The sequence below is a fragment of the Luteimonas sp. TWI662 genome, from assembly GCF_039673825.1.
In the GTDB taxonomy this organism is placed as follows: Bacteria; Pseudomonadota; Gammaproteobacteria; order Xanthomonadales; family Xanthomonadaceae; genus Luteimonas.
The window spans coordinates 195,436-221,280 of the sequence record NZ_JBDJMI010000003.1 but is presented as its reverse complement, the minus strand read 5'-3'; the positions used below and the strand labels follow the sequence as shown (position 1 = coordinate 221,280).

25 protein-coding genes are annotated in these 25,845 nt (G+C 69.2%); 13 read left to right on the top strand and 12 right to left on the bottom strand.

The window, feature by feature from the left end:
• The coding region (locus ABE488_RS04545) for a sugar nucleotide-binding protein (protein WP_346447310.1) at window positions 1-220 on the top strand (220 nt) is incomplete at its 5' end.
• Between the two features lie 62 nt (window positions 221-282).
• Here the strand turns inward: ABE488_RS04545 and ABE488_RS04540 are convergent.
• Entirely contained in the window at window positions 283-1,692 is a 1,410-nt protein-coding gene (locus ABE488_RS04540; protein ID WP_346447309.1) for a mannose-1-phosphate guanylyltransferase/mannose-6-phosphate isomerase, read from the bottom strand.
• Window positions 1,693-1,700: 8 nt separating this feature from the next.
• Window positions 1,701-3,056 (bottom strand): phosphomannomutase, encoded by a 1,356-nt coding sequence (locus ABE488_RS04535; protein WP_346441677.1) that lies wholly within the window; start codon window positions 3,054-3,056, stop codon window positions 1,701-1,703.
• A gap of 110 nt (window positions 3,057-3,166) precedes the next feature.
• On the opposite strand from ABE488_RS04535, the gene ABE488_RS04530 reads away from it, so the two are divergent.
• The 3 genes from ABE488_RS04530 to ABE488_RS04520 are packed head-to-tail and all read left to right on the top strand — an operon-like array spanning window position 3,167 to window position 5,164.
• The gene (locus ABE488_RS04530; protein ID WP_346447308.1) at window positions 3,167-3,901 is read left to right on the top strand and encodes a CoA transferase subunit A; all 735 of its coding nucleotides are present in this window, start codon (window positions 3,167-3,169) and stop codon (window positions 3,899-3,901) included.
• Window position 3,902: 1 nt separating this feature from the next.
• Window positions 3,903-4,535 carry a CoA transferase subunit B gene (locus ABE488_RS04525; protein ID WP_346441675.1) on the top strand — a complete coding sequence of 211 codons (633 nt, stop codon included), beginning with the start codon at window positions 3,903-3,905 and terminating at the stop codon, window positions 4,533-4,535.
• A gap of 23 nt (window positions 4,536-4,558) precedes the next feature.
• Window positions 4,559-5,164 carry an alpha-ketoglutarate-dependent dioxygenase AlkB gene (locus tag ABE488_RS04520; protein ID WP_346447307.1) on the top strand — a complete coding sequence of 202 codons (606 nt, stop codon included), beginning with the start codon at window positions 4,559-4,561 and terminating at the stop codon, window positions 5,162-5,164.
• 41 nt (window positions 5,165-5,205) lie between these two features.
• On the opposite strand, the gene ABE488_RS04515 is transcribed toward ABE488_RS04520, so the two are convergent.
• Genes ABE488_RS04515 through ABE488_RS04500 form a run of 4 tightly spaced genes read right to left on the bottom strand, consistent with a single transcriptional unit; the run spans window position 5,206 to window position 8,820 of the window.
• Window positions 5,206-5,892 (bottom strand): ABC-type transport auxiliary lipoprotein family protein, encoded by a 687-nt coding sequence (locus ABE488_RS04515; protein WP_346447306.1) that lies wholly within the window; start codon window positions 5,890-5,892, stop codon window positions 5,206-5,208.
• Window positions 5,889-6,815 (bottom strand): MlaD family protein, encoded by a 927-nt coding sequence (locus tag ABE488_RS04510; protein WP_346441672.1) that lies wholly within the window; start codon window positions 6,813-6,815, stop codon window positions 5,889-5,891. The genes ABE488_RS04515 and ABE488_RS04510 overlap by 4 nt, the downstream gene beginning before the upstream one ends.
• A 6-nt stretch (window positions 6,816-6,821) precedes the next feature.
• Window positions 6,822-7,703 (bottom strand): ATP-binding cassette domain-containing protein, encoded by an 882-nt coding sequence (locus tag ABE488_RS04505; RefSeq protein ID WP_346447305.1) that lies wholly within the window; start codon window positions 7,701-7,703, stop codon window positions 6,822-6,824.
• 7 nt (window positions 7,704-7,710) lie between these two features.
• On the bottom strand, window positions 7,711-8,820 hold the full coding sequence (locus tag ABE488_RS04500; RefSeq protein ID WP_346447304.1) for an ABC transporter permease: 1,110 nt from the start codon (window positions 8,818-8,820) through the stop codon (window positions 7,711-7,713).
• 110 nt (window positions 8,821-8,930) lie between these two features.
• Here ABE488_RS04500 and ABE488_RS04495 point away from each other — a divergent pair, with 110 nt between their 5' ends.
• Complete coding sequence (locus tag ABE488_RS04495; RefSeq protein ID WP_346447303.1) at window positions 8,931-10,187, top strand: threonine/serine exporter family protein; 1,257 nt, start codon at window positions 8,931-8,933, stop codon at window positions 10,185-10,187.
• Window positions 10,188-10,386: 199 nt separating this feature from the next.
• Here the strand turns inward: ABE488_RS04495 and ABE488_RS04490 are convergent, their stop codons facing one another.
• From ABE488_RS04490 to ABE488_RS04480, 3 genes are all read right to left on the bottom strand, one after another.
• Window positions 10,387-10,749 carry an H-NS histone family protein gene (locus tag ABE488_RS04490; protein ID WP_346441668.1) on the bottom strand — a complete coding sequence of 121 codons (363 nt, stop codon included), beginning with the start codon at window positions 10,747-10,749 and terminating at the stop codon, window positions 10,387-10,389.
• A 166-nt stretch (window positions 10,750-10,915) separates the two neighbouring features.
• Window positions 10,916-12,610, bottom strand: a complete 1,695-nt coding sequence (locus tag ABE488_RS04485; RefSeq protein ID WP_346447314.1) for a proline--tRNA ligase — start codon at window positions 12,608-12,610, stop codon at window positions 10,916-10,918.
• A gap of 64 nt (window positions 12,611-12,674) precedes the next feature.
• On the bottom strand, window positions 12,675-13,085 hold the full coding sequence (locus ABE488_RS04480) for a DUF4124 domain-containing protein (RefSeq protein ID WP_346441667.1): 411 nt from the start codon (window positions 13,083-13,085) through the stop codon (window positions 12,675-12,677).
• A gap of 108 nt (window positions 13,086-13,193) precedes the next feature.
• Here ABE488_RS04480 and pssA point away from each other — a divergent pair, with 108 nt between their 5' ends.
• From pssA to ABE488_RS04460, 4 genes are all read left to right on the top strand, one after another.
• Window positions 13,194-13,964 (top strand): CDP-diacylglycerol--serine O-phosphatidyltransferase, encoded by a 771-nt coding sequence (gene pssA, locus ABE488_RS04475; protein ID WP_346441666.1) that lies wholly within the window; start codon window positions 13,194-13,196, stop codon window positions 13,962-13,964.
• Complete coding sequence (locus tag ABE488_RS04470) at window positions 13,961-14,215, top strand: hypothetical protein (protein WP_346441665.1); 255 nt, start codon at window positions 13,961-13,963, stop codon at window positions 14,213-14,215. The genes pssA and ABE488_RS04470 overlap by 4 nt, the downstream gene beginning before the upstream one ends.
• A gap of 1 nt (window position 14,216) precedes the next feature.
• Complete coding sequence (gene rimI, locus ABE488_RS04465) at window positions 14,217-14,705, top strand: ribosomal protein S18-alanine N-acetyltransferase (RefSeq protein WP_346447302.1); 489 nt, start codon at window positions 14,217-14,219, stop codon at window positions 14,703-14,705.
• Between the two features lie 67 nt (window positions 14,706-14,772).
• On the top strand, window positions 14,773-15,546 hold the full coding sequence (locus ABE488_RS04460; protein WP_346441663.1) for an NYN domain-containing protein: 774 nt from the start codon (window positions 14,773-14,775) through the stop codon (window positions 15,544-15,546).
• 42 nt (window positions 15,547-15,588) lie between these two features.
• On the opposite strand, the gene ABE488_RS04455 is transcribed toward ABE488_RS04460, so the two are convergent.
• The gene (locus tag ABE488_RS04455; protein WP_346447301.1) at window positions 15,589-17,823 is read right to left on the bottom strand and encodes a primosomal protein N'; all 2,235 of its coding nucleotides are present in this window, start codon (window positions 17,821-17,823) and stop codon (window positions 15,589-15,591) included.
• A 507-nt stretch (window positions 17,824-18,330) separates the two neighbouring features.
• Here ABE488_RS04455 and ABE488_RS04450 point away from each other — a divergent pair.
• Both ABE488_RS04450 and ABE488_RS04445 read left to right on the top strand, forming a co-directional pair.
• Window positions 18,331-19,311: a sigma-70 region 4 domain-containing protein gene (locus tag ABE488_RS04450; protein ID WP_346447300.1), complete on the top strand. Its 981-nt coding sequence runs from the start codon at window positions 18,331-18,333 to the stop codon at window positions 19,309-19,311.
• Complete coding sequence (locus ABE488_RS04445) at window positions 19,298-19,927, top strand: DUF3106 domain-containing protein (RefSeq protein WP_346441660.1); 630 nt, start codon at window positions 19,298-19,300, stop codon at window positions 19,925-19,927. The genes ABE488_RS04450 and ABE488_RS04445 overlap by 14 nt, the downstream gene beginning before the upstream one ends.
• Before the next feature lie 13 nt (window positions 19,928-19,940).
• Here the strand turns inward: ABE488_RS04445 and ABE488_RS04440 are convergent, their stop codons facing one another.
• On the bottom strand, window positions 19,941-21,065 hold the full coding sequence (locus ABE488_RS04440) for a DUF3667 domain-containing protein (protein ID WP_346447299.1): 1,125 nt from the start codon (window positions 21,063-21,065) through the stop codon (window positions 19,941-19,943).
• A gap of 195 nt (window positions 21,066-21,260) precedes the next feature.
• Here ABE488_RS04440 and ABE488_RS04435 point away from each other — a divergent pair, with 195 nt between their 5' ends.
• Entirely contained in the window at window positions 21,261-22,640 is a 1,380-nt protein-coding gene (locus ABE488_RS04435) for an MATE family efflux transporter (RefSeq protein WP_346441658.1), read from the top strand.
• 120 nt (window positions 22,641-22,760) lie between these two features.
• Window positions 22,761-24,656, top strand: a complete 1,896-nt coding sequence (sppA, locus tag ABE488_RS04430) for a signal peptide peptidase SppA (protein ID WP_346441657.1) — start codon at window positions 22,761-22,763, stop codon at window positions 24,654-24,656.
• A gap of 89 nt (window positions 24,657-24,745) precedes the next feature.
• On the opposite strand, the gene ABE488_RS04425 is transcribed toward sppA, so the two are convergent.
• On the bottom strand, window positions 24,746-25,771 hold the full coding sequence (locus ABE488_RS04425) for a sugar kinase (RefSeq protein ID WP_346447298.1): 1,026 nt from the start codon (window positions 25,769-25,771) through the stop codon (window positions 24,746-24,748).
• Between the last annotated feature and the right edge of the window lie 74 nt (window positions 25,772-25,845).

The following is a 25,845-nucleotide window of genomic DNA, read 5'->3' as shown; positions in this document are numbered from 1 at the left end:
CTTCGCCGAGGCGATCTTCGAAGGCGCGCTCGCACGTGGTCTGATCGCACGTGCGCCGACGGTCGAGCCGATCACGACGGCCGACTATCCGACGCCCGCCAAGCGTCCGGCTTACTCGCGCCTGGACACTGGCGCGCTGGAGCGCGATTTCGGTGTTGTGCTGCCCGAGTGGCAAGCCGCACTGGGCAGCGTGCTCGATACGCTCTCCGCGGATCGCTGACAGGTCCGAATGCAGGACGGCGCCCGAGGGCGCCGTCCTTGAGGTCGAGCGACGGGCATGCGTCAAGCGCGGCCGTAGGTATCCTCGAAGCGCACGATGTCGTCCTCGCCAAGGTAACTGCCCGACTGCACTTCGATCAGCTCCAGCGGCAGCTTGCCCGGGTTGCGCAGGCGGTGGGTTACGCCGAGCGGGATGTAGGTGCTCTGGTTTTCGCTCAACAGCAGCACGTTGTCGCCGCGCGTGACCTCGGCCGTGCCGCTGACGACGATCCAGTGCTCGGCGCGGTGGTGGTGCATCTGCAGGCTCAGTGTCGCGCCGGGCTTGACGGTGATGCGCTTGACCTGAAAGCGCGCGCCGTTGTCGATCGAATCGTAGGCGCCCCAGGGTCGGTAGACCTTGCGGTGCCAGCTTGCCTGCGGCAGCTTGCGCGCCTTGAGCTCGGCGACGACATCCTTGACCTGTTGGATCCGGTCGCTGCGTCCAACGAGGATCGCGTCATCGGTCTCGACGACGATCGTGTCCTCCAGGCCGATCATCGCGATCAGGCGATTGCCGTGTGCATAGGTATTGCGACAATCGATCGCCACGACATCGCCATGGTGCGCATTGCCGTCCGCGTCCTGGGGGCTGACCTCGCGCAGGGAAGCCCATGAGCCGACGTCGCTCCATCCGGCGTCGAGCGGCATGACCACTGCGGCGTCGGTCTTCTCCATGACCGCGTAATCGATCGAATCCGATGGGCTGGCGGCGAAGGCATCGGGATCGAGGCGGGTGAAGTCCGCGTCCTTGCGTGCACCTTCCCATGCAGCGCGTACCGCCGACAGGATGGCTGGTGCATGTCGTCCGAGTTCTTCCAGATAGCGGTCTGCTCGGAACAGAAACATACCGCTGTTCCAGTAGTACTGGCCCGAGGCTACGTATTGCTGAGCCGTTGCCAGGTCTGGCTTCTCGACGAAGCGCTCGACCGGAAGGACCGCGCCGCCGTCCGTTCCGGACTTGATGTAACCGTAGCCGGTCTCGGGGCTATGAGGCACCACGCCGAAGGTGACGAGCTTGCCATCCGCTGCAGCCGGCAGTGCGGTGCGGACCGCCGCGAGGAATGCGTCGGGACGTTGGACCACGTGATCCGATGGCAGCACCAGCAACACTGCATCAGGCGTGGAGTGCGCCGCCTCGAGCGCCGCTGCTACGATGGCCGGCGCCGTGTTACGGCCCGCAGGTTCGAGCAGGATCGTTTCCGGGCGGACTCCGACCTGCTGGAGCTGTTCGGCGACGATGAAGCGGTGCTCTTCGTTGGCGACGATCAGCGGCCTCTGTTCCCCCACGAGCGGGGCGACCCGTTGCCATGTCGCCTGCAGCATCGTGTGCTCGCCCACCAGCGGCAGGAACTGCTTGGGATACATCTCGCGCGACAGCGGCCACAGTCGTGTGCCGGCTCCGCCGGATAGGAGTACCGGAATGATCGCGGTCATCGTGCGTCTCAGGCTTCGGGCGCTAGCAGTTGTGAGAGTTCCCGCGTCCGCGCCTCGAGCAGCGCGCGGTCGCCGCGGGTCTCGACGTTGAGCCGCAGCAGGGGTTCGGTATTGGAGCTGCGCAGGTTGAAGCGCCAGTCGCCGAAGTCGGCACTGATGCCGTCGGTGTGGTCGAGCGTCGGCGACTGCGCGGCGTAGTGCGCCATCACGCGCTCGACGGCGACCTTGGCATCGGCGACGCGGAAGTTGATCTCGCCGCTGCAGGGGAACTTCTGCACGCGCGCGGCGACGAGATCACCGAGGGTGCGCCCGCTCTTGGAGACCAGTTCGGCGATCAGCAGCCACGGGATCATGCCCGAGTCGGCATAGGCGAATTCGCGGAAGTAGTGGTGGGCACTCATCTCGCCGCCGTAGACCGCATCCTCGGCGCGCATCTTCTCCTTGATGAAGGCATGCCCGCTCTTGCACAGCACCGGGACGCCGCCGGCGGCCTCGACCTGTTCGACGGTGTTCCAGACCAGGCGCGGGTCGTGCACAACCTTGCCGCCCGGCTGCTTGGCCAGGATCGCCTGCGCCAGCAACCCGACCAGGTAATAGCCCTCGATGAACGTGCCGGCCTCGTCGAAGAAGAAGCAACGGTCGAAGTCGCCGTCCCAGGCGATGCCGAAATCCGCGCCATGTTCTCGCACCGCATCGGCGGTCGCCTGGCGGTTCTCGGGCAGCAGCGGGTTGGGAATGCCATTGGGGAAGCGGCCGTCGGCCTCGTGGAAGACGCGCACGAACTCGAATGGCAGGTGCGGGGCGAGCAGGTCCACGATCGCCCCGGCGCCGCCGTTGCCCGCGTTGACCACCAGCTTGAGCGGACGCAGCGCGGCCGCCTCGACGTAGCCAAGCAGGTGCGCGATGTAGTCGGATTTGTCGGTGTAGGCCCGTTCGCTGCCCGGATCGGCCACGGGCGGCGGCAGGTTGCCCGCCTCGACCGCGTCGCTGATCGCGAACAAGCCAGTATCGGAACTGATCGGCCGCGCCTGCTGCCTGACCAATTTCATACCGTTGTAGTCCATCGGGTTATGGCTGGCGGTCACCATGACGCCACCGGCCGCGCCGAGTCGGTCGACCTGGAAGTAGACCTCCTCGGTCCCGCCTACGCCGATGTCCACGACCTCGCGGCCCTGGCTGCGCAGCCCTTCCGACAGCGCGGTCTGCAGCTCTGGACTGGTCAAACGCACGTCGCGGCCCAGCACCACGGCCCCCGGCTCGAGCTGCGTGGCCAGCGCGACGCCGATGTCGCGGGCCAGCGCCGGGTTGAGTTCGTCGGGCACGCGACCGCGCAGGTCGTAGGCCTTGAAAGCGGGCAGGGGCATGGCGCATCCATGTGGAAAGGGGGAATGCCGATTCTATCCCGCACGTCGACCGACCGGCGGCAAGGCACGCTGCCGGCTAGAATGGGACGAGTTGCGCCACGAGGATCGAGATGAGCGAGCAGAGTTCCGCCGCGGGCCGCCGCGGCAAGCTGTACCCCGATGCGGCGTCGGCGCTGGCCGGTGTCGTCGCCGATGGCCAGACCCTCGCGGTTGGCGGCTTCGGCCTGTGCGGCATCCCTGAGGCGCTGATCGCCGCATTGCGTGACTCGGGCGTGACCGGGCTGACGGCGATCTCCAACAACGCCGGCGTCGATGGCCTCGGCCTGGGGCAACTGCTGGAGACCCGGCAGATCCGCAAGATGATTTCCTCCTACGTCGGCGAGAACAAGGAATTCGAACGCCAGTATCTGGGCGGCGAACTGGAATTGGAGTTCAACCCGCAGGGCACGCTGGCCGAGCGCCTGCGTGCCGGCGGCGCCGGGATTCCGGCGTTCTTCACCGCCACCGGCTATGGCACCGTCGTCGCCGAAGGCAAGGAAACGCGCGAGTTCGATGGCCGCCACTATGTGCTCGAGACGGCCCTGGTCGCCGACGTGGCATTGGTCAAGGCCTGGAAGGCCGACAAGGCCGGTAATCTCGTGTTCCGCAAGACCGCGCGCAACTTCAACCCGGCTTGCGCGATGGCCGGCAAGCTCTGCGTGGCCGAGGTCGAGGAGTTGGTCGAGACTGGCGACATCGATCCCGATCAGGTGCACCTGCCGGGGATCTACGTCGACCGCATCGTCGTGAACGCGACCCCGGAAAAGCGCATCGAGCAACGCACCGTACGGCAGGAGGGGAACTGAGATGGCCTGGACCCGCGACCAGATGGCGGCCCGCGCCGCCCGTGAGCTCACCGACGGCGCCTACGTCAATCTCGGCATCGGCCTGCCGACGCTGGTGGCCAACCACATTCCCGACGGCGTCGACGTCTGGCTGCAGTCCGAGAACGGGCTGCTGGGCATCGGCCCGTTCCCGACCGAGGACGAACTGGATGCCGATCTGATCAATGCCGGCAAGCAGACCGTCACCGCGCGCCCGGGCGCGAGCTACTTCGGTAGCCACGACTCGTTCGCAATGATCCGTGGCGGTCATATCGATCTGGCGATCCTCGGCGCGATGCAGGTCACCGATCGCGGCGACCTCGCCAACTGGATGGTGCCCGGCAAGATGGTCAAGGGCATGGGCGGCGCGATGGACCTCGTGGCCGGCGTCAAGCGCGTGGTCGTGTTGATGGAGCACGTCGCCAAGGACGGTGGCCACAAGATCCTGCCCGAATGCACGCTGCCGCTGACCGGCGTCGGCGTGGTCGATCGCATCATCACCGACCTGGCGGTGTTCGACGTGACGCCAGACGGATTGGTGCTGATCGAAATGGCCGATGACGTGGACGTGCAGTCGCTCGAGGCCAAGACCGGGGTTGCGTTCGCAACCCCCTAAAAACCTGCCAGCGAGGACGCGAGATGGGTCTGACTGACGGCGCGCCTTCGCTTCCCGGCGCCGATCTTGCTTTCGACCCGGATTGGCTGCCCGCCGCGGTGGCCGACACACTGTTCGCTGCGCTGCAGGTCGGGTTGCCGTGGACGACGCATCGCCTGCGCATCTTCGGGCGGCAGATCGATGCGCCGCGGCTGAGTTGCTGGATCGGCGATCCGGGGGCGGCCTACCGGTACTCGGGGGTGCGCTTCGATCCGCACCCCTGGCCCGCGGCGCTGCGGGCGGTGCGGGACCGGGTGTCGGCGGCGGCCGGAACGGCGTTCGACAGCGTGCTGGCCAATCTCTACCGCGACGGCCGCGACGCGATGGGTTGGCATAGCGACGACGAGCCCGAGCTCGGGCCCCGGCCGGTGATCGCATCGTTGAGTCTCGGCGCGACGCGGCGGTTCCTGCTCAAGGCGCGCGACACGCCGCCCGGACAACCGCCGGCGCGCCTGGCGCTGGATCTGGCGCACGGCAGCCTGTTGGTGATGCGTGGCGACACGCAGGCCCGCTATCGGCATGCGCTGCCCAGGACGGCGCGACCGGTCGGGCCGCGCATCAACCTGACGTTCCGGCGCATCCTGCGCTGAGCCGCCGCCGGGGTTCGAGCGTGGTGCGCGCGCCGGAGCGATCAGCGCGAGGGCGGGGGCGATGCACCATGGTGGCTGGCCTCGTGGGCATTGCCCGAGGTCAGGATCCAGCCGACCATCTCGCCGCCCATGCTCTGCAGCGCAGTGCCGAATGCGTCGACGACCTGCGCGACCTCGGTGCCGCTGGCGGGGATCGCGGCAAGGAATGTGCGCGAGCCGACCACGGTCTGGTCGATGTTGTGGATCAGCTTGGCATTGGCTTCGATCGTCGCCGCCGGTATCGCGTTGCCGGCGTAATCGGCCTCAAAGCGTCGCAGGTCGATCACCAGCTTGTAGTCGGCGGTGATGCCCGCGCCCTGGCGCGCGACCGCCGGGCTCCGGCCCGAGTCCTCGAGCGTGCGCAGCACCACGTCCTGCAGCATGTCAGTGGGGGCCTTGGCCCAGCTCGCGCTGCGATAGACCTGCAGCTCGCTGGGCGTCGGCCGCACCGCGATGCGGAAGCTGTCGATCATGCGCGCGGCCGTCGGTGGGCTCAGGGTCAGTTGCCAGTCGGCATGCGGCCACTGCGCGGCTGTCTGCACGCGCGGATCCGGGGCGTAGATCGTCGAGCGTTCGCGGTCGCCGGCACCGCCGCCGAGCAGCGACGAACAGGCGCCGAGCAGGGTGACCAGCAGCAGGCCGGCCGACGCGCGTGCGACATCGCGGGTCGCGGTCGAGGAGAGTTTCATTCCGGGTCGAACTCCTTCGGGGCGTCGCGGCCGAGCAGGTAGCGCGCAGGGTTGGCGTCGAGACGGTCGCTGATGCGGCGCAGGTCGCGGACCAGCGAGCGCAGCTCGCCCAGCGTCGGGCCCAGCTGGGACAGGCCGTCATTGGCGAAGCTGCTGATCGCGGCGCGGTTCTCGTTGAGGATCGTATCGGCGCCGCCGGCCGCGGAGTCGAGCCGGGCCAGGGTGCTGTCGAGCCGCGCAACGAGGTCGGGCAGCTTCTGCACCAGTTCCCGGTCGAAGCTGGTCATCGCGCGGTTGGTCGTGGTCAAGGTCTGTTCGAGCTGTTCGCTGGCGCGGCGGGCGTTGACGATCATCGCGCCCAGGTCCTCGCGCTGGCCGGCAACGGCCCCGGTCATGCCCTCGATGTTGGCCAGCGTCTGCGAAATGCGGGCAACGTTCTCTTCGCTCAACACCTGGTCGAGGCGTTCGACCAGCCGGTTGGCGGTGTCGGAAATGTTCTGCAGCGCCGAGGCCTCGGTCTGGATCACCGGTACGTCGTCGCCATCGGACACCGTGAGCAATGCGGCCTCCGGCGACCCGCCGGTGAGCTGGATGATCGGCGAGCCGGTCAGGCTGGTCATCGACATCCGGGCGCGGGTGTCGGTCTTGACCGGCGCGTTGGCCTGGATCCGCAGCCGTGCGATGACCTGCCGCGGGTCCTCCGGCGCCAGCTGCAGGTTGTCGACCGTGCCGACGGCGATGCCGTTGTACTGCACGCTGCTGCCTTCGGTCAGGCCGGTCACCGGCTCGCGGAAGATCACGTCGAACTCGTTCCAGCTGCGGTCCGACGAGTACTTGGCGGCCCACAGCGCGAAGCCGAGCAAGGCGATCGTCGCCACAAGCGTGAACGCGCCGATCAGGACGTAGTTGGCTCTGGTTTCCATGGTCGTCTACTGGGCTCCTGGCGCGTTGGCCCTGGCATCTCGTGCGGCACGGCCGCGCGGGCCGTGAAAGTAATCCTGGATCCACGGGTGGTCGACCCGTTCGATCTCCTCGACCGGCGCGACCGCGATGACCCGCTTGTCGGCCAGGACCGCAATCCGGTCACAGATAGCGTAGAGCGTGTCGAGGTCGTGTGTGATGAGAAAGACGGTCAACCCCAGCGCCTCTTGGAGGGTGCGGATCAGGCGGTCGAATGCGGCCGCGCCGATCGGGTCCAGGCCGGCTGTAGGTTCGTCGAGGAACAGCAACGGCGGGTCGAGCGACAGGGCGCGCGCCAGGCCGGCCCGCTTGCGCATGCCGCCGGAGAGCTGCGACGGCAGCTTGCTGACCGCGTCGGCCGGCAGGCCGGCGAGCTTGACCTTCAGCAAGGCCAGCTCGTAGCGCAGCTTGTCGGGCAGGCTGCCGTGATGCTCCTTCAACGGCACCTCCACGTTCTCCCCGACCGTCAGCGACGAGAACAGGGCGCCATCCTGGAACAGCACGCCGGTATGGCGCTCGATGTGGCTGCGACTCTCGGGGTCGCGCGACAGCGCATCGGCGCCCAGAACCTCGATACTGCCCGCCTGCGGCGCACGCAGTCCGAGGATCGCGCGCATCAACACCGACTTGCCGGTGCCCGAACCGCCGACCACGCCCAGGATCTCGCCGCGACGCACATCCAGGTCCAGATCCTCGTGCACGACCTGCTCGCCGAAGCGGTTGACCAGCCCGCGCACGCGAATGGCGACGTCGGCGTCGTCGACGTCCTGCCCGGCATCTGGGAGGGGCGAAACCGCGGCGCCCGCATCGACCGGCGGGCCTTCGCTTTCGTGATGTTTCGATTCGCCCATCACGTCTTCACCATCCCATGTGCATGAACCAGATCGCGGCAAACGCGTCGAGCACGATGACCAGCGAAATGGACTGGACCACGCTCGAGGTCGTGCGTTCGCCCACCGACTGCGCGGTGCCTTCGACCTGCAGGCCCTCCAGGCAGCCGATCAGGCCGATGACGATCGCAAACAGCGGGGCCTTGGACATGCCGACCAGGAAATGCCGCAATTCCATCTGTTCGTGCATGCGCGACAGGTAGGCCTGCGGCGGGATGTCGAGGCTGAAGGCGCCGACCGACAGGCCACCGATCAGGCCGGCGACCATCGCGATGAAGGTCAGCAGCGGCAGCATCGCCATCAGCGCGAGCACCCGCGGAATGACCAGCAGGTCCACCGGGTCGAGCCCCAGTGTGCGGATCGCGTCGACCTCCTCGCGGCCGACCATCGCGCCGATCTGCGCGGTGAACGCGCTCGCGGTCCGGCCAGCCAGCAGGATCGCGGTCAGCAGCACGCCGAATTCGCGCAGGAACGCGATCGACACCAGCTCGACGACGAAGATCGTCATGCCGAAATCGGCCAGCACCGATGCGCCCAGGAACGCGATCACCGCGCCGACCATGAACGACAGCAAGGCCACCAGCGGCACTGCGTCCAGGCCCACCTGCTCCATGTGGTGGACGGTGGAGGTGACCCGCAGCCGACGCGGGGAGGCGGCCAGCCGCGCGAGCTTGACCAGCAGTTCGCCCAGGAAGCTCACCAGCGACACGATCCTGCGCCAGTTGCCGTGCATCGTGTAGCCCAGCCGGCCGAGCGCTGCGGCAAAGCCGTACTCGCGCTTGCGCGGCGGGCGGTCGTCGGCCACTTCATCGATCGCCTCGACCAGCGCGCGATGGTCCTGCCGGAAATCGAATGCCGCGAAATCGAGCTGTCGCTTGTTGGCGTAATGCCGCAGTTGCAGCACCCCGACTGAGTCGAGCCGGTCCACGCCGGTCGCATCGACATCCGCAGCGCCGTCGGCCTCGCGCAGCACCTGCTCGATCGCATTCGCATGGTCGAGTGTCCAGTCGCCGTGCAGCCGCAGCCGGCCGGCATCGTCGGCGTCTGCGCTGGGCGTGGCGTGTCGGGAGGCGGTCATTCGGCGCGTGCGTCCGGGGCGGGGGCAAACACGGACGAGAATACCGAAAATCCATGTGACGCCGGGCATCACGCATCGCCGTCTTGGCGCGCCCATGCCATGCTGTGCCGATGTCCACGACGATCGCCTCGCTGACCTCCGCCAGCTACGCCGCCCGCATCGCCTTCGTGGTCGAGCTTGCCGAGCATCTGCATGCCTATGGCACCACCGCGCAGCGCCTGGAAGGGGCGGTGATCGCGGTGACCCAGCGGCTGGGCATCGAATGCGAGCCCTGGGTCAATCCCACCGGCATGATCCTGACATTCAGCGATCCGCTGCGTCCGCCCGGCGACAGCGACACGACCCGCGTGATCCGCATGCCCCCGGGCGAGGTGGATCTGTACAAGCTGTGCGAGACCGACCGGATTGCCGAGCAGGTGATGGCCGGCGGCATGGACCTGGCCGAGGGCCATGCGGCGCTGCGTGCACTCGACCAGCGCCAGCCGGGGCGGGCAGGGAGGGCGCTGCACGTGCTCGGCTTCGCACTGGTGGCCACCGGGGTGGCCGGGCTGTGGCGGCTGCCCTGGCCGGATATCGCCACTGCCGGCACGATCGGGCTGCTGATCGGACTGCTCGACCTGGTGACTCGCAACGGGACCCGACTCAAGGAGGCCGGTGACGCGCTGGCCGGCATGCTCGCCGGCTTCGTCGCCATCCTCGTGTCGGCGTTCCTGAGCCCGCTCAACCTCAACACGGTCATCATCGCCTCGCTGATCGTGATGCTGCCGGGCATGGCGCTGACCAATGCGATCAACGAACTCACCAGCCAGCACCTGGTGTCGGGTACCGCGCGGTTCGCCGGCGCCATTACCACGGTGCTCAAGCTGACCATCGGCACGATCATCGCGTTGGCGCTGGCGCAGTTGCTCGGGGTCTCGCCGAATGTGCGCGCGATGCGGCCACAGCCCGATTGGGTGGAATGGGGGGCATTGGTGGTCGCCGCAGGCGCGTTCGCCATCCTGTTTCGCGCAGGCAAGCGCGACGTGCTGGTGGTGATGGCGGCAGCGGCGTCGGGCTACCTGATCTCGCGCTGGGTCGGGGCGGCGCTGGGCCCGGAGATCGGCCTGTTCGTTGCCGCACTGGTGATCACGGCGGCGGGCAACGGCTATGCGCGCTGGGCCGACCGTCCGGGTGCGGTGATCCGGGTCCCGGGCATCATCATGCTGGTGCCGGGCAGCAACAGCCTGCGCGGCCTGATGAATCTGATGCAGCAGCAGAACGTCGCCGCAGGCCAAGAGGCCGCGCTGCTGGTGATGAATATCGTGATGGCGCTGATTGCCGGCCTGATCTTCGGCAACGTGCTGCTGCCTGCGCGAAAGAATCTGTAAGGCATGGCGCGGGTGTCGTTGGCGATTCGGGCGCAACGGCGCCCCTTCGACATTCGTGGCGGGACCGCGGGCCACCAGGCTGCCGAGCTTCGAGGCTCGGTGCGCGCACGGGGACGCTGCGAAAGGTGCGGTTGCCGGCGGTGAAACGCCAAGAAAAAGGCGCCAACGGCGCCTTTTCTCGTTTCGAAAGCAGTCCCGATTACTTGATCAGGAACTCTTCGAGCTTCTTGCCCTTCTTGATCTGGGCGGCCAGCCACAACGGCTGCTTGCCGCGACCGGTCCAGGTTTCGGCCTTGTTGGCCGGGTTGCGATACTTCGGCGGCACCTTGCCGAGTTTGCGGCCCTTGGCAGGCCCGGTGCGGCCGGCCTTGGTGGGGGCTGCAGCACCCGCCGTGCCGAACAGTTCGGCAACGCTGTACCCTTCCGCAGCGGCCAGGTCGGTGAGCTTCTTGCGCACAGTGGCCAGCGGCTTGCGCTTCTTGAGCGTGGTCTTGCGCTCCTTGGCCTGGGCAATCAGCGCATCGAGTTGCTGCGGGGAAAATGCATTGAGGTCAAACGCCATGTGTACGGCTCCGGCTGGTTAATGGGGTGACCAGTCCTTTGGCATGGCGGGCATCATAATCGGGATTATCCCAGGAAACAAATCATCGCCGCGCCCGGCGCGGTCGCCGGACGTGGCGCGAGATGGGCCGAGGGATTAACCGGCGCTGTGGCGGCTGCAGGAAACTTCAGTCGCGAAGCCTGGAGAACAGCGATTCGCGATCGAGATTCTCTGCGTCCGCCGCCGTACGTCGACGATATTCGTAGGTGCCCGAAGCCAACCCGCGGCCCGATACCACCACGCGATGGGGCACGCCGATCAATTCGATGTCGGCGAACATCGCGCCGGGCCGCAGGCCGCGGTCGTCGAGCACGGTCTCGATGCCGGCCGCCAGCAATTCCCGATATAGCGCCTCGGCCGCCTCGGCGACGTGGGTTTCGTTCTTGGGATTGATCACGCAGACCGCGACTTGCCACGGCGCCATCGCCGCCGGCCAGATGATGCCGTTGTCGTCGTGATTCTGTTCGATCGCCGCAGCCACCACGCGCGACACGCCGATGCCGTAGCAGCCCATGCACGGCACCACGGCCTTGCCAGCGGCATCGAGCACCTTGAAATCCATCGCTTCGGCGTACTTGCGGCCCAACTGGAAGACGTGGCCCACTTCGATGCCGCGCACCATGCGCAGTTCGCCGCCGTCCTCGGCGCGATCGCCGGCAACCACGTCGCGGATGTCGGCCACGACGTCCGGCTCGGGCACGTCGCGGCCCCAGTTGACGCCTGCAAGATGCCAGCCGGCCTCGTTCGCGCCGAATACGATGTCGGCCATCGCGGCGACTTCCAGGTCGGCCACGATCCGGATCGGTCGGCGCGGAGCGACCGGGCCCAGGAAGCCCGGCGCACTGCCCAGGTAATCGACGATTTCTGCCTCGCTCGCCAGCCGGTAATCGGCCAGGCCTTCGACCTTGGCGAGCTTGATCTCGTTGACGGCGTGATCGCCGCGCACCAGGGCGAGCACGAACTGATCGCCGGCCATCAACGCGATCGATTTGGCGGTGCGGGCCAGCGCGATGCCGAGCAGTGCGGCGACGTCCTCGCAGGTCTTCTGGGTGGGCGTCTCCACCCGGCGCAGCGCCTCGCTGGGCGCCGGTCGCGCGCCAGGCGCGGCAGCGCGGGCGGCCTCGACGTTGGCGGCATAATCGGAAGCGGTGGAAAACACCAGTGCGTCCTCGCCCGATTCGGCCAGCACGTGGAATTCCTGCGAGGCGTCGCCGCCGATGGCACCGGAATCGGCCTGCACCGCGCGAAAATCCAGGCCCAGCCGGGTGAATATCCGGGTATAGGCCGCGTGCATCTTCTGGTAGGAGGCCGCCATGCCCGCCTCGTCGATGTCGAACGAGTAGGCGTCCTTCATGACGAACTCGCGCGAGCGCATCACGCCGAAACGCGGGCGGATCTCGTCGCGGAACTTCGTCTGGATCTGGTAGAAATTCAACGGCAGCTGCTTGTAGCTGGCCAGTTCGCCGCGGGCGAAATCGGTGATCACTTCCTCGGCGGTGGGCGCATAGCAGAACTCCTGCGCCTTGCGGTCCTTCACCTTCAGCAACTGCGGGCCGAATTTCTGCCAGCGGTCGCTTTCCTCCCACAGTTCGCGCGGCTGGATGGTCGGCATCAGCAATTCGATCGCGCCGGCGGCATCCATCTCCTCGCGCACGACTGCTTCCACCTTGCGCAGCACGCGCAAGCCCAGTGGCGACCAGAGATAGATCCCTGCGCCCAGCTTGCGCAGCATGCCGGCCTTGAGCATCAGCTTGTGGCTGACGAGCTCGGCGTCGGCGGGCGTTTCCTTTTCGGTACGGAGGTGGAACTGCGACAGGCGCATCGGCGGCATCTGGGTCGGGATCGGACCCAGCATTGTGCCACGCGGGCCTGCAGCCTCGCGGCGATCAGCGGCAGTAGGCGCGCACCGCGGCACGGGCCAGTGCCAACTGGTCGACGCGTTCGGCAGGCGAGAGCTCGCGCAACCGGCCGTCTTCGCCGGCCTGGCGGACCGGGGCGTCGGTTTCGAGCGCGGCGACGCTGTCCTTCGCCAGAGCGCACTGCGCCTGGAGGCTGCCGGCATCGGTGCCGGGCGTGGCGGTCAGCGCCGGCACCACGGGGGCTTCGCCGGACCGGTCGCGCGTCGCGGTCTGTGTCGCGTCCTGGCGGACAGTCCGCAATTGATAGCGCACGCCGGACGGGGGCGGGGTCTGGGAATAGTGGGTGACGCCCGCTGCGTCCTTCCAGGTGTAGACATCCCCGGCCATGGCCGGGCAGGCCAGCAGCACGAGGCAGAGCAGGGCGAGGGCACGGCGCATGGGGGCTCCAGGAGCCGAGCAGGGGACGGGCGCGATTCCAGCACCCCCGGGACGGGCGCGCAACCGTTCGGCCGACGGCCACGGCCGTCCAGGCGCTACACTCGTGCGATGAGCGAGACCGACCCCACGCCGCGCCGCGGCCGCGGCATCTACCTGCTGCCGAACCTGTTCACCACCGGTGGCCTGTTCGCCGGCTTCTTCGCAATCATCGCCGCGTCCCAGGGCCGGTTCACCGCTGCATGCCTGGCGATCTTCGTGGCCGCGATCCTCGACGGCATCGATGGGCGCGTCGCACGGCTCACCAATACCCAGAGCGAGTTCGGCGTCCAGTACGACTCGCTGGCCGATCTGATCAGCTTCGGCATGGCGCCGGCGATGGTCATGTACCACTGGGCGCTGCTGTCGCTGCGGCTCGACGGGCCGACGCTGGGCAAGATCGGCTGGCTGGGGGCCTTCCTCTACGCCGCATGCGCCGCGCTGCGGCTGGCGCGATTCAACAGCCAGGTCGCGACGGTCGACAAACGCTATTTCGTCGGGCTGGCGAGCCCGGCCGCAGCCGGCTTGATGGCCAGTTTCGTCTGGACCTGCCACGAGTTGGAGTTCAGTGGCGACGACCTGCGCTTTTTGGCCCTCGGGGTGACCGTCGTGGCGGCGCTGCTGATGGTCAGCCGTATCCGCTACACCAGCTTCAAGGGCAGTGGCCGTGGCCCGCGTTCGGACCGGGTGCCGTTCGTGGCGCTGGTGGTCGCGGTCGGCATTCTGATCGCGTTGTGGGTGGATCCGCCCAAGACCTTGCTCGCCGCGTCGTTGCTGTACGCGCTGTCGGGCCCGGTGCTGTGGTGCCTGCGGCGGCGAGGCGGCGCGGGAGCGACGCCATGACCTGGGATGCGCTGCAGTGCGCCGCGCTCGATGCGCTCGGGCACGTGCGCTATCGCGCGCAGCTGCCTGGACAGACGCTGCCCGACGATGCGTTGCTCGATGCCTTGCTGCGCGCGGCCGGTCGCAGCCGCGATGCCGAGGACGCCTTCGCGATCTATCGCAGCCTGGGCGAACTGCGGACGCTGCGCGATGCCCAGGCCAAGCGCGCGCTGTGGCCGGCCCTGCGGCGTCTGCGCGTGCGCGCAGGCTGACATGGACGCGCCGATCGACATGCCGACGCTGCGCGCCGCCGCAGCGACGTTGCGGCCGATGCGGGACGACGACCTGGATGCGGTGATGGCGGTCGAACTGCGTGCCTACCCGTTTCCGTGGACACGCGGCATTTTCGAAGATTGCCTGCGCGCGGGCTATCCGGCCTGGGTGCTGCATGCCGATGCCGACATCCTGGGCTACGGCGTACTGAGTATCGCGGCCGGTGAGGCGCACGTGCTCAATGTCTGCGTCGATCTCCATGTCCAGGGCTGCGGACTGGGGCGGCGCCTGTTCCGCACACTGGTGGACACCGCGCGCCGCCATGGCGCACAGCGGGTGTTCCTGGAGGTGCGTCCGTCCAACCCGCATGCGATCGCGCTCTATCACGACGAGGGCTTCAACGAGATCGGCCGCCGCCCGCGCTACTACCCGGCCCATCACGGGCGCGAAGACGCGATCGTGATGGCGCGCGAACTGCTCGACCCCTGAAGGCGCAGCGCTGGCGCCGATCGGGCAGACTGGCGCTCTCGCGCACAGCGCCCACAGGAGCACGGCCATGCACGGCCAACGGATCGACGACGAGAAACGCATCGCGCTGCTGATCGATGCCGATAACGCCCCGGCCTCCAAGATCGATGTGATCCTGGCCGAAATCGCTCGGCACGGCGTGGCCAATGTGCGCCGCGCCTACGGCAACTGGAAGAGCCAGCATTTGTCGGGATGGGAGAAGGTGCTGCACGAGTACGCGATCCGTCCGATCCAGCAGTTTGCCTACAGCACCGGCAAGAACGCCTCGGACATGGCGATGGTCATCGATGCGATGGACCTGATGTACGCGCGCAACCTCGACGGTTTCGCGATCGTGTCGAGCGACGCCGACTTCACGCCACTGGTGATGCGCCTGCGCAACGACGGCTACGGGGTCTACGGGTTCGGGCAGGAAAAGACGCCGGCGCCGTTCGTCAAGGCCTGCTCGACGTTCCTCTACCTCGAGAAACTCCGTGCGCTCGACGAGACCGACAACGGCGGGTCGGTAAAGGCGAGGACGTCGGCCGAGCTGCAGGGCGATCGCGAACTGGTGCAACTGCTGCGCAACGCGGTCGCCGCCGGCGCCGACGACGAGGGCTGGTCGCACCTGGGGGCGGTCGGCAGCCATGTGCGCAACCAGGGGTCGTTCGATGCACGCAACTACGGCTATCGCAATCTCAGCGCGTTGATCGATGCCGTCGGCCTGTTCGAGGTTCGCCGTGACGGCCAGGCCGTGGAGATCCGCGAGGCGCCGAAGCCCAACCCCAGAAGCCGCAGCCGTCGAGGTGCCTCGGCGGCCTGAGCGCGGGCATCGGGTTGCAACGCCCGTATCCTTTGCCCGGGCTCAGTACAGGTCCACCGGGTCGATATCCAGCGACCAGCGGGTCCGACGGGCCTCGGGGAGCGCATGGAGCGCCGGCAATGTGGCCTCCAGCACGCCATGCAGGCGCGCACGGTGATCGGCGGCCAACAGCAGCTGCGCGCGATAGGTGCCGGCGCGTCTGGGCATGGGGGCGGCGACCGGGCCGTCGAGCGACAGCGTCGGTGCGCCGTTCGCGTCGCGCCCGATGTGGGCGGCGAGCAGCGCGCGGGCCGCGTGCAGGAAGACCATCGGCGGCTGCGCGTGCGGCGATTCGGCGCGCAGCAGCGCCAGCGGCACGAACGGCGGAAAGCCGGCCGCCTGGCGCTGGTCGAGCTCTTCGGCGGCGAAGGCGTGGTAGCCGCCGTGGACCAGCGTCTGCAGCAGCGCATGGTCGGGGTGGTGGGTTTGCAGCAGCACCTGCCCGGCCTTGTCGGCGCGGCCGGCACGGCCGGCGACTTGGATCAGCAATTGCGCCAGCTTTTCGCCAGCACGGAAATCGGCCGAGAACAGGCCCTCGTCGACGCCGACCACGCAGACAAGCGTCAGGTTCGGCAGGTCGTGCCCCTTGGCGAGCATCTGCGTCCCGATCAGGATGCCCGGGCGTGCGCCCAGTTCGGCGAACAGCCGTTCGAGCGCATCCCGCCGCCGGGTGCTGCCGCGGTCGATCCGCAGCACCGGCACGTCGGCAAAGCGCGCGGCCAGCAGTTCCTCCAGCCGTTCGGTGCCGATGCCCTGCGGCTGCAGGCCCAGGCTGGCGCAGTCGGGGCAGGCCGGTGGTGCGCTCTGTCGGTGGCCGCAATGGTGGCACTGCAGCCGGCGGCCGCCGGCATGCACGGTCATTGGATGGCCGTGCTCGGGGGTGCTGCAACGCGGGCAGTGCGCGCTCCAGCCGCAGTCATGGCATAGCAGCACGGGGGCGTAGCCGCGGCGGTTCTTGAACACCAGCACTTGGCCGCCGGCATCGAGCGCACCGCGGATCGCGACGAGCAGGTCGGGCGACAGGCCGGCTTCGAGCGGGCGCTTGCGGACATCCAGCACGCGGACCGCCGGCGGTCGTGCGCCGCCTGCGCGTTGCGCCAGCCGCAGGTGCCGGTAGCGCCCGGCCACGGCGTTGTGCAGCGACTCGAGCGACGGCGTGGCGCTGCCCAGCAGCACGGGCACGCCCAGCGCCTTGCCGCGTACCAGCGCGAAATCGCGGGCGTGGTAGCGGATGCCGTCCTGCTGCTTGTAGCTGCCGTCGTGCTCTTCATCGACGACGATCAGGCCAGCGTCGGGCAGGGGCACGAACACCGCTGAGCGGGTGCCGACGATCACCCGCGATTCGCCGCGCCAGGCGGCTGCCCAGACCCGCGCACGCTCGCCATCGCCCAGGCCCGAATGCAAGGCGTGCACCGGCACGCCCAGGCGGGCGCGAAAGCGCGCCAGCGTCTGTGGGGTCAGGCCGATCTCGGGCACCAGCACCAAGGCCTGGCGTCCGCGTGCCAGGCAATGCGCGATGGCCTGCAGGTAGACCTCGGTCTTGCCGCTGCCGGTCACGCCATCGAGCAGCAGCGCGGCGAAACCGTCGGTGGCGGTCACCGCGTCGATCGCGGCGCATTGCTCGGGGTTGGGGGCGGGCCCGGCCTGCGGGGCCGGTGCAAGACCGGACGCGGCGATGGCGATGCGTTCGACCAGGCCACGCGCCGCGAGTGCGCGGGCCGCGCTGCGCCAAGCGGGTAGCAGCAGGTCCAGCGCGTCCTCGTCGCGCGGCGCCGCCTGCAGCAGTTCGGCCAATCGGTGCGGGCGTGCGCCTGGCTTCAGGCCCGGCGTCGCCGTCTGGCCGGCCGCGGTCAGTTGCCAGGCCCAGGCATGGGTCTCAGGCAGGGGGGCGCCGCGCCGCAGCGACGCGGGCAGGGCGGTCGCCAGCACTTCGCCCAGCGGGGCGTGGGTGTAGCGCGACAGCCAGCGCAGGGAGGCGTCGAGCTCGCCGGCAACCAGGGGCGCGTCATCGAGCAGCGCGAGTGCTTCGCGCAGTTGCGGGGCATCGCCGGCCGGTGGGCCCACCTCGGCCACCACGCCGACAAGCTCGCGCGGGCCGAACGGGACCCGCACGCGTCGGCCGACATGCGCAGGCAGGGCGGGCTCGCTGCCGACGGGCGGTCGATAGTCGAACAATCGCGGCAGCGGCACGGGCAGCGCGACGCGGAACACCGCGGGGAGGGAAGCAGATTCGGACACCGGCGCAGTCTAGGCGCTGCGCGACGTCCACGGCAGTCGGGTTCGCGCTGCGGTGGCTGCCGGCAGCGCTGATGCGCCGGGCTCATGGGCGGCGGTGCGAGGCAGCCCAGGGGTCGCGTCGTTTGCGCGCCGAAGTTGCGGGCAGATTCACGTTTCTGCCGCAAGTGACGGATTGGAAACGAAATCCGGCTTATCCACACGTCCTGTGGATAAGGCTGTGCATGAACGGATTGAACCGCCCCCACAGGCGGGATTCAGTGCGGCTGGCGTTGGGTTGGACAAAAAAGTGCCAAATCTAAATTCCTTTTTTGAATCAAATGCTTGGCCGTGAAACATTTCGGTCATGAGGGGGGCGATGCCGGTTGACTTCAGCCAAATGACAGCTTCGTGAGTCCTGTGCACAACGTCGGCGCGTGTCCGGCGCCTGTGGAAAGCGCGATCGCGCTTGTCAAGACTCGCCTGCATCGGCGTGGAAGCTATGATGCCCGGCCCGAACCGTCCTTCCCGATGCGTCCGTCTTCGTCGTCCGTCCCCGGCAATCCGCCTGCCGCCGCCGCATTCCTGCGTGGCGTGGAGCGGCGCGCGGCGATGTTCGCGCAGTGGCAATGCGGCGATCTGGACACCGGCGATGCCGCGGTGGCCGCGACGATGGCCGAGTTCGTCCGGGGCGCCACCACGGTGCCGTTCGCCGACTGGCCACGTCGTTTCTGGTCGTTGTTGCTGGCCGCTCCGGCGCTGCGCGCGCCCCGGGCCGGCAGCGCAGGCGACGGATTGCCGGCGCTGGACCGCCTGCCCGGCGGTCCGCGCGTCGTCGTGCTGTTGCGGCTGGCGGCCGGCTTGCCCGAACACGAGGCGGCTGCGGTGCTCGGCGTGTCGCGCGCGACCTATCGGCTTGGCCTGCAGCGGGCCTTGCCGCGCGGCGACGATGGCAGCCCCGATGTCGCGGCATGGCGCGCGCTGGCCGCGACCGTTCAATCCGGCATCCGCACCTTGCCGCCCGACCGTCTCGCACGGCTGGCCGCCCTGCGCGAGGCGGCGCTGCGCGGGCGCGCGCCGACGCTGCGGCGCTACCCGGTGGTGCGTGGTGCGGCCGACGTGCAGCCGGATGCAACGCAATCGGTGGTGCGTCGCCCGCGCTGGCTCTGGCCGGTGATGGCCGCGGTGGCCTTGGCGACGATGCTGGCGCTGGCTGCCACCTGGATCGGGACGTTGCGCGGTGGCCTGGTCGACGAAGAGATCCGCATCGAGGCGCTGGCCGACAGTGCGCCGGCCGCACGCTACGACGCCCAGGCCGCGCTGGTGACCGAGCGGGACTTCGAACTGCTGTTGGCCCAGGACGCTGACGCCGGATGGCAAGCCGACCCGGCGTTCTTCGCCTGGCTGGCGGCGCAGCGCGATCTACCCCAGGACGAGACCGCCGATGCCCATCTGCAGCCCGTCCAGACCGATGACGATGGCGAACCGGAGACCAGCGATGCGGAGCTGTGAACGCGCATTGCGCCTGCTCGGTGCGCCATTGCTGCTACTGGCTGGCAGCGCTTTGGCATTGCCGGCTGCCTTGCCGCTCGAGCGGCTGCCTGACGGGGACCGGGCCCGGCTGACCGAGCGGGCGGCGCGGCTGGCCACGATGTCGGCTGCCGAGCGCGAGGCGCTGGCGGCACGGCAAGCGGCCTGGGCGGCGTTGCCGGCGGCTGAACGCGCGCGCCGTCGCCTGGCATTCGAGGCGGTGTCCGACCTGCCCGACGCCGAGCGCGCGCGGTTGCAGCAGGCGGCCACCTATTTCGACAGCCTGCCCGAAGACGAGCGGCAAGCGCTGCGCCTACGCTTCGAGCAGTTGGACCTGGGCCTGCGCCGGGGCTGGCTGCTCGGCCCGACCCTGGGAGCCGCGTGGCCGCGGTTGCATCCGCTGTTTGCGGCGATGCCCGATGCCCAGCGTGCGCCTGCGATCGCGGCGTTGCGGGCGGCGTCCCCTCAGGCGCTGGCCGATCTGACGCTGCTGGCGCAACGCACGCCGCCCCAGGATCGCGATGCCCTGCGGCGCCAGTGGCTGGCGGTGCCGGCGCCCGAGCGCGACGCTTGGTTGCGCGCCCGCGTGTCGCCCTGAGCGCCCCCGGCGCTCAGGCCGCGTACAGCGCGTAGCCGGCCATCGGGATCGCCACGCTCATGAACAGCACGACGTACATCTGGCCAATCGCCGCAAACTTGACCAGCGTCCACGGCCACGACTGGCCATAGACGCGTTTCTGCATCGCCAGCAAGTACAGCGGCAGCGAGCACAGCAATAGTGTCTGCGCCCAGGCGAGCGCACGCGCCGCCCAGCCCATCTGGGGCGAAAGCCAGTTGCCAGCGAGGGCGCAGCAGAACACCAGCAGCAGGCCGAGCATCAGCGCCGCGTGGCTGTAGAGCGCGATGACGACATGCTCCAGGTACAGCCGGCGCTGGAATATGTAGAACAGCTTGAGCAGAAGCGCGAACAACGGGACCAGGATGAACAGCGTCGTCGGCGCAGCGCCGAGCAGCGCAAGACTGAAGACGCCGGGGTCGTCGCGCATGCGGCCGAGGTTGCGTTCGATGCGTTCGCCAAGCGGTCCGCCGATGATCGGCGGCGCCGGCCTGCGTGGGGCAGGTGTCGCATCGCGGCCCACCGCCTCGCCTTGGGCCGCGCTGACCGCGGGGCCTGCGTCTGCTTCGGCGCCTGCGCCGAGCGCGTCGATCCGCGCCTGCGCCTGCTGGCGGAGCAGTGCCTCGACCCCGTCAAGCTGCGGCCCGGCGCCAGGGATCGCGCCGGTGACGAGGCGGGCCTCTTCCAGGTCGGCGAGCACATCGTCGCGCACCCGTACGACCTCGGCGACGGTCGTTGCCGCGGCGATACGCCCACGCGTCTCGCGGTCGAGGCTGTCTGCTGCGATGTCGAACGTCGCGCCATCGACGAGAAACTTGGCGACGAAGAAGGTCAGTAGCGTGAGGATCACGAACAGCCGCATCGGCGCGACATAGCGCACCCGCTGCCCGGCCAGGTAGCGCGTCGCGATACGGCCCGGCACCAACAGGTCTCGCACAGTCCGGAAGATGCGTCCATCAAGATGCCAGAACGATTCGAACACCTCCTCGATCGCATGGCTGGCGTGGCGGACCGGGCTGTGGGTGGACTGGCCGCAGCGGTGGCAGAACGCGCCCTGCAGCGGGGCCGCGCAGTTCTCGCAGGCAGTGGGCGCCGAATCGCGCGCGTGGGCATGAGGCATGGGACGCACCGGCTGGTGTGGCGGCGGACGAAGCGCGCGACGGGAGCGCGCGGTCGCGATTGCGCGGCAGCCCGCCGGCCGATGGCCGTTCCCCCGGGCGATGCGCGATACCCGTAAAATAGCGGACTTGCGCGCCCCGGCGCCAGCGCACGCATCGGTTTCGTACGCGCGGCCGCAGTCGCCAGAGTCGGTCTTATGTCCTCCCCGCCCGCCATCCCGCGCTTCGGTCACGAAGTGCGTCATACGGCTCTCCTTGCCGCCCCCCTGGTTGCCGGTCACGTGGCCACCGGCCTGATCGGCTTCGTCGATTCGGTGATCGCCGGTCACCACGGCACCAACACGCTGGCGGCCGTCGCGGTCGGGACGGCGATTTTCTGGCTGCCGCTGATGGTGCCCATGGGCACCTTGATGGCCGTGCCGCCCTCGGTGTCGCAGCTCGACGGCGAAGGGCGCCACGCCGAGGTCGGGCCGCTGTTCCGGCAGGCCCTGTGGCTGGCCGCCGGGTTGGGCGCATTGCTGCTGGTTCTGCTGACGCTGTTGGCCAACGCGCTGGGGCCGCTCGGCATCGCGCCGGATATCGTGCCTGGCGCGACCGCGTTCCTACACGGCATTCGCTGGGGCGTGCCGGCGCTGACGCTGTATTTCTGCATGCGCTATCTGAGCGACGGCATCCACTGGACCCTGCCGACGATGCTGTTCGGCTTCGGCGGGCTGCTGGTGCTGGTGCCGACCGGCTACGCACTTGCGTTCGGCTGGGGGCCGTTCCCCGAACGTGGCGCCGGCGGCCTGGGCCTGGCTTCGGCGATCATGATGTGGCTGCAGGCGCTGGGCTTTGCGACGTATCTGGCGGTGTCCAGGCGCTTCGCCCGCTACGCGCTGTTCTCGCGGTTCGATCCGCCGCGCTGGTCGAAGATCGGTCCGCTGCTGCGGACCGGGCTGCCGATCGGGGTGACGGTCACAATGGAGGGCAGCCTGTTCGTGGTGACCGCGCTGTTGATCGGCCGGCTCGGCGAGATCGAGGCCGCGGCGCACCAGATCGCCATCAATGTCGCCGCCCTGTGCTTCATGGTGCCGTTCGGGCTGGCCGAGGCGACCACGGTGCGTGTGGGCAATGCGATCGGTCGCGGGCTCGGCAGCGCCGGCGTGCGCCGCGCCGGGTTCGCGGGGCTGGCCCTGGTGCTGGCGACCCAGACTATCTCCGGCATCGCCCTGCTGTTGGGCCACGACCACGTGGTCCGCGCCTATACCCAGGATGCCGCGGTCGCGTCGCTGGCCGGCGCACTGCTGCTCTACGCCGCGGCGTTCCAGTTTCCCGACGGCATCCAGGCGTTGTCGGCCGGCGCGCTGCGCGGCCTCAAGGACACCCGGGTGCCGATGTTCCTGGCTGCCGCGGCCTACTGGGGCGTGGGCATGGCGCTGGGTGCGGGCCTGGGCCTTGGCCTGGGCTGGGGACCGAAAGGCATGTGGATCGGACTGATCGCCGGCCTGTCAGTGGCCGCGGTGCTGCTGGGCGGCCGGTTCCTGCGCACCAGCCGGCGCGTGACGACGCCGTTGGCGTCTCGGCTGTCACAGTGACCACCGGCGCATGCATTCGGCCGGCTGCCCGGGTAGTCTGCCGCGGTGGACCGGAGCGTGCGTGGCATTGCCCACACCGGCAGCGGATCCGGGCCCTTTTCTAATGGAGTCGTATCGAGCATGAGTACCGTTGTGCAGCCCCCGCGCGCGCCGTTGGCGCGCTTCATCGTCGGTCTCTGGGACGGCATGAACTTCATCCGCAGGCTGATCTTGAACCTGCTGTTCTTCGGTCTGTTGTTCCTGTTCGCACTGCTGGTGCTGCTGGCGATCGTGGGTGGCGGCTCGCGGCAGGCGCCGTTGCTCGACCGCACGACGCTGGTGATCGCGCCCGAGGGCGCGTTGGTGGAGCAGTACCGAAGCGATCCGCTGACGCGCGCGCTGGCCGAAAGCGGCGGCGGTGGCAGCGGGGAAGTGCAACTGCGCGACGTGCTGCGCGCGCTCGAGGCCGCCAAGCAGGACGATCGGATCGAGCGCGTGCTGCTGCGGACCGACCGGTTGACGTTCTCGGGCTATGCGTCGATGCGCGAGATCGCCGAGGCGCTGGCCGAACTGCGCGCGGCCGGCAAGCAAGTGGTCGCATTCGGCGAGTACTTCGGCCAGCAGCAGTACCTGCTCGCCGCGCAGGCCGACGAGGTCTATCTCGATCCCGAGGGCGGCATGATGCTCGAAGGCCTGAGCGGCTATCGCCAGTACTACCGCGAAGCGCTGGCCGACAAGCTCTCGGTGGACATGCACTTGTTCAAGGTCGGAGAGTACAAGTCCGCGGCCGAGCCCTTCATTCTCGACGGCGCGTCGCCCGAGTCGAAGGAAGCCGACCTGTACTGGATGAACGACATCTGGCAGCGGCACGTGGCCGACATCGCCAAGGCGCGCGGGCTGACGTCCGAGGCGATCAACGCCGAGATCGAGACCTTGCCGGCCGGCATCGCTGCGGCGCAGGGCGACCTCGCCCAGTACGCGCTCGACCATGGCTACGTGGACGGGCTCAAGACCTTCGAGGAAGTCGAGCAGTTGCTGGCCGAGCGCGGCGTCGCCGACGACGATGCCGACGGCGGGTTCCGCCAGATTGCGATGCGCGATTTCCTGGCCCATGTCGAGCCGCGCGCCACCGACCGGCGTGCGCAGGTTGCGGTGGTCGTCGCCGAGGGCGGCATCACCGGCGGCGAGCAGCCCCCGGGCACGATCGGCGGTGAGTCGACCTCGGCGCTGCTGCGCGAGGCGCGCGAGGACGAGCACGTCAAGGCGGTCGTGCTGCGCGTGGACTCCGGCGGTGGCGAGGTGTTCGCCTCCGAGCAGATCCGCCGCGAAGTCGACGCGCTCAAGGCCGAGGGCAAGCCGGTGGTCGTGTCGATGGGCGATGTTGCGGCATCGGGCGGCTACTGGATCAGCATGAACGCCGACCGCATCTATGCCGATGCCTCGACCATCACCGGCTCGATCGGCATCTTCGCGCTGGTGCCGACGTTCCCGCGCACGCTCGAGAAGATCGGTGTGCGCACCGACGGCGTGGGCACGACCCGCTTCGCCGGCGCCTTCGATCTGTCGCGCGAGCTGCAGCCCGAGGCCGGGCAGGCGATTCAGGCGATCATCGACCGCGGCTACCGCAACTTCATCGGCAAGGTCGGCGAGGCGCGCGGCCGCAGCAGCGAGGAGATCGACACCGTCGCACGCGGCCGCGTGTGGAGTGGCACCCAGGCGCTCGACCGCGGCCTGGTCGACGAACTCGGCGGCCTGCGCACCGCGATCGCCAAGGCGGCCGAACTCGCCGAACTCGGTGCCGACCGCTGGCGCGTGCGCTACATCGAGAAGACCGCAACGCCGTTTGGGCGGTTCCTGACCGGCCTGGTCAGCGGCCGCGCCGGTAGCCTGCTGTTCGGCCACAGCGACCTCGCGCGCGGGCTGCTGTCGCGCGCCGCGCCGCGGGCCGAACAGGACCTGCGCCTGCTCGAGAGCGTGATGACGCCGGTGCCCGGCAAGCCGGTGAAGGCCGTCGCCTACTGCTTCTGCGAACTCTAGCCCGTCACGCGCAAAGCCAAACCGGGGTCAGAGTGCAATTCTTTTTGAATTTGCACTCTGCCCCCGGTTTTTTCTGACCCCGGTTCTTTTCAGCGGCGCACGTCCAGGCGGCCGCTGTCCACGAGGGCTGCGACGTCGTCCGCGCCGACGAGGTTGAAGTCGCCGGGGACACTGTGCTTGAGGCGCGCGGCGCCCAGGCCGAATGCCAGGGCCTGCGCGTCAGCCATGCCCGACAGCACGCCGTGCAACACGCCGGCGGCGAAGGCGTCGCCGCCGCCGATGCGGTCGACGATGCCGTCGACCGGCAGCGGGTCGAGTCGGTGGACCGCGCCGTCCCGGCGCACGAGCAGGGCGCCGAGCATGTGCGTGTCGACGTTGCGCACGTCGCGCTGGGTGCAGGCGATCCGCTGCAGGTGAGGGAAGGCCGCGAACGCACGCGCGGCGGCGGCGATGGTGCGCTCGGCCGCCGGCAGGCCCGCCTCGTCGGTCTTCGGACCCAGGATCAGGTCGACGTCGCGATGGTCGATGAAGGCGATGTCGGCCTCGGCGATCAGGGCATGGAGCAGCGGCGCCGGCCGGTCGTTCCAGGTGGCCCACAGCTTCGGGCGGAAGTTGCCGTCGAACGACACCAGCGCGCCGCATGGCCGCGCGGCACGGACGGCCTCGGCGGCGGCCTGCGCGCTGGCCGGGCCGACCGCGGCGGTCACGCCGGACACATGCAGGCAGTCGATGCCGTCCAACAGCGATGGCCAGGCGTAGGTCTCGGCGGCTGCGCGCGCGAACGCCGAGTCGGCGCGGTCGTAGACGACATCGCTGGGGCGCAGACCCGCGCCGGTCGCCAGGAAGTACAGCCCCATGCGACCCGGCACCCGACGCACGCGCGACACGTCGACGCCGTGTCGGCGCAACTCGCCCAGCGCGCCATCGCCGAGCGCGTTGTCTGCGACGGTCCCGGCGAATGCGCTGTCGTGCCCGAACCGGGCGAGCGAGACCGCGACATTGGCTTCCGCGCCGCCGACATGAACCTGCAGTTGCCGGCTCTGCAGCAGCAGCTCGCGCCCCGGCGCGCCAAGGCGCAGCAGCAGTTCGCCAAAACAGAGGATGCGCTTGCCCATGCGTGATGCCCTGTGGGATGGGCCGGCGCCGCGCGCTGGCCGGGGGTGAGTCTGTCGCGCCGCAGCATGCGTCG

Bases quoted from the DNA above. Each gene is read 5' to 3' on its own strand.
- pssA (WP_346441666.1), top strand. From the start codon at position 13,194: ATGAGCGAGACCGACCCCACGCCGCGCCGCGGCCGCGGCATCTACCTG.
- ABE488_RS04510 (WP_346441672.1), bottom strand. From the start codon at position 6,815: ATGGAAACCAGAGCCAACTACGTCCTGATCGGCGCGTTCACGCTTGTG.
- ABE488_RS04450 (WP_346447300.1), top strand. From the start codon at position 18,331: ATGCGTCCGTCTTCGTCGTCCGTCCCCGGCAATCCGCCTGCCGCCGCC.
- ABE488_RS04480 (WP_346441667.1), bottom strand. From the start codon at position 13,085: ATGCGCCGTGCCCTCGCCCTGCTCTGCCTCGTGCTGCTGGCCTGCCCG.
- ABE488_RS04535 (WP_346441677.1), bottom strand. From the start codon at position 3,056: ATGCCCCTGCCCGCTTTCAAGGCCTACGACCTGCGCGGTCGCGTGCCC.
- ABE488_RS04490 (WP_346441668.1), bottom strand. From the start codon at position 10,749: ATGGCGTTTGACCTCAATGCATTTTCCCCGCAGCAACTCGATGCGCTG.
- ABE488_RS04485 (WP_346447314.1), bottom strand. From the start codon at position 12,610: ATGCGCCTGTCGCAGTTCCACCTCCGTACCGAAAAGGAAACGCCCGCC.
- ABE488_RS04515 (WP_346447306.1), bottom strand. From the start codon at position 5,892: ATGAAACTCTCCTCGACCGCGACCCGCGATGTCGCACGCGCGTCGGCC.
- rimI (WP_346447302.1), top strand. From the start codon at position 14,217: ATGGACGCGCCGATCGACATGCCGACGCTGCGCGCCGCCGCAGCGACG.
- ABE488_RS04540 (WP_346447309.1), bottom strand. From the start codon at position 1,692: ATGACCGCGATCATTCCGGTACTCCTATCCGGCGGAGCCGGCACACGA.
- sppA (WP_346441657.1), top strand. From the start codon at position 22,761: ATGAGTACCGTTGTGCAGCCCCCGCGCGCGCCGTTGGCGCGCTTCATC.
- ABE488_RS04470 (WP_346441665.1), top strand. From the start codon at position 13,961: ATGACCTGGGATGCGCTGCAGTGCGCCGCGCTCGATGCGCTCGGGCAC.
- ABE488_RS04460 (WP_346441663.1), top strand. From the start codon at position 14,773: ATGCACGGCCAACGGATCGACGACGAGAAACGCATCGCGCTGCTGATC.
- ABE488_RS04495 (WP_346447303.1), top strand. From the start codon at position 8,931: ATGTCCACGACGATCGCCTCGCTGACCTCCGCCAGCTACGCCGCCCGC.
- ABE488_RS04445 (WP_346441660.1), top strand. From the start codon at position 19,298: ATGCGGAGCTGTGAACGCGCATTGCGCCTGCTCGGTGCGCCATTGCTG.
- ABE488_RS04425 (WP_346447298.1), bottom strand. From the start codon at position 25,771: ATGGGCAAGCGCATCCTCTGTTTTGGCGAACTGCTGCTGCGCCTTGGC.
- ABE488_RS04500 (WP_346447304.1), bottom strand. From the start codon at position 8,820: ATGACCGCCTCCCGACACGCCACGCCCAGCGCAGACGCCGACGATGCC.
- ABE488_RS04505 (WP_346447305.1), bottom strand. From the start codon at position 7,703: ATGGGCGAATCGAAACATCACGAAAGCGAAGGCCCGCCGGTCGATGCG.
- ABE488_RS04435 (WP_346441658.1), top strand. From the start codon at position 21,261: ATGTCCTCCCCGCCCGCCATCCCGCGCTTCGGTCACGAAGTGCGTCAT.
- ABE488_RS04525 (WP_346441675.1), top strand. From the start codon at position 3,903: ATGGCCTGGACCCGCGACCAGATGGCGGCCCGCGCCGCCCGTGAGCTC.
- ABE488_RS04520 (WP_346447307.1), top strand. From the start codon at position 4,559: ATGGGTCTGACTGACGGCGCGCCTTCGCTTCCCGGCGCCGATCTTGCT.
- ABE488_RS04530 (WP_346447308.1), top strand. From the start codon at position 3,167: ATGAGCGAGCAGAGTTCCGCCGCGGGCCGCCGCGGCAAGCTGTACCCC.
- ABE488_RS04440 (WP_346447299.1), bottom strand. From the start codon at position 21,065: ATGCCTCATGCCCACGCGCGCGATTCGGCGCCCACTGCCTGCGAGAAC.